This is a genomic window from Amycolatopsis saalfeldensis (assembly GCF_900110575.1).
Lineage (GTDB): Bacteria > Actinomycetota > Actinomycetes > Mycobacteriales > Pseudonocardiaceae > Amycolatopsis > Amycolatopsis saalfeldensis.
This window is the reverse complement of record NZ_FOEF01000064.1, coordinates 1-1,342: the sequence shown is the minus strand read 5'-3', so window position 1 is coordinate 1,342 and position 1,342 is coordinate 1. Positions and strand designations below refer to the sequence as shown.

Below are 1,342 nucleotides of genomic sequence, written 5' to 3'. Positions count from 1 at the left end.
TGAGGTTCACCCCGGGTAGTGGACACCGAGTTAGCAGGACCAGCTGTCCTGCTGAAAGGATGTCCCCATGCCTCCTCGCAAGCGCCGGTCCTACACGGCCGAGTACAAGGTCGAGGCTGCCCACAGGGTGATCGATTCCGGCCGCACGATCACCGAGGTCGCCCGCGAGCTGGGCATCGACGCGGGCATGCTCAGCGTCTGGGTCAAAGACGAACGACGCCGGATCACCGCCGCCGAGGTCCACGGCGACAAGCCTCTGGAGGCGGCCGAGCGGGCCGAGCTGCAACGGTTGCGCCGGCAGGTCGGCGAGCTGGAGAAGGACAACGCCTTTCTGGTAAAAGCCTCGGCGTACTTTGCCGCGATGCAGAAGAACCAGCCCGGTTCGCTCTGATGGCCAAGTACGCCGGCCCCGACTTCGCCGAGACCGCCGGCGCCGCCTCACCACGAGGCACACGGTTCTCGGTGCGGCGTATGGCGCGGCTGCTGGGCGTGTCGACGTCCGGCTACTACGCCCACGCCAAACGCGCCGTGGTGACAGTGTTGACGCCGCGACAGCAGCGCCGCGCAGACCTGGAGGTGAAGATCACCCAGGCCCACCAGGACTCACACGGCACCTACGGGTCGCCGCGGATCACCGCTGAGTTGCGTGATCGGGGTGAGGTGGTCACGGCGAAGACCGTCGCCAAGATCATGGCTTCGATCGGGATCGAGGGCATCAGCCCGCGCACGTTCAAGGTGAAGACGACGGTGGTCGATCCGTCCGCGTCGTTCCCGCCGGATCTGGTCGACCGCCACTTCGACCGGGGCCGGGCGGACGCGGTCTGGCTGACCGACATCACGTATCTGACGTGTGGTGAGGGCGACATGTTTCTGTGCGCGATCCGGGACGGGCACAGCCGGAAAGTGTTGGGCCACAGCACCTCTGACCACATCAGCGCTGAGATGGTCACTGACGCCATCGACGCCGCGGTGGCCGCTCGTGGCAGCCGATGTCGTGGCACGGTTCTGCATTCCGACCGTGGCGGGGAGTTCACGGCGCACCTGACGGCGCGAGCGTGTTTCGGTCACGGGCTGCGCCGGTCGATGGGCGCGACTGGGATCTGTTGGGACAACAGCCCGGCGGAGTCGTTCTGGTCGACGTTCAAGCACGAGGAGTACTACCGGCACGTGTACGCCACGAAGTCGGAACTCGTTGCTGCTATTGACAATTGGGTGAAGTTCTACAACAGTGTGCGGCGGCACTCCTCGATCGGGATGCTCAGTCCCGACACCTTCGAGCAGTCACTCCGCACGGCCGCCTGAACCCTCTTAAGCCCCTGTCCACCATTCGGGGTGAACCTCA

Annotated in this window: 2 protein-coding genes; both read left to right on the top strand. The window is 65.6% G+C overall.

The window, feature by feature from the left end:
- The first annotated feature begins 67 nt into the window (after window positions 1-67).
- Window positions 68-391, top strand: coding sequence for a transposase (locus tag BMY97_RS45700; RefSeq protein ID WP_091629930.1), 324 nt, complete (start codon window positions 68-70; stop codon window positions 389-391).
- A complete protein-coding gene (locus tag BMY97_RS45695) occupies window positions 391-1,302 on the top strand; it encodes an IS3 family transposase (RefSeq protein WP_091629928.1) in 912 nt (303 codons plus the stop codon). Before BMY97_RS45700 ends, BMY97_RS45695 begins: the two co-directional genes overlap by 1 nt.
- Window positions 1,303-1,342: the final 40 nt, after the last annotated feature.

Bases quoted from the DNA above. Each gene is read 5' to 3' on its own strand.
- BMY97_RS45700 (WP_091629930.1), top strand. From the start codon at position 68: ATGCCTCCTCGCAAGCGCCGGTCCTACACGGCCGAGTACAAGGTCGAG.
- BMY97_RS45695 (WP_091629928.1), top strand. From the start codon at position 391: ATGGCCAAGTACGCCGGCCCCGACTTCGCCGAGACCGCCGGCGCCGCC.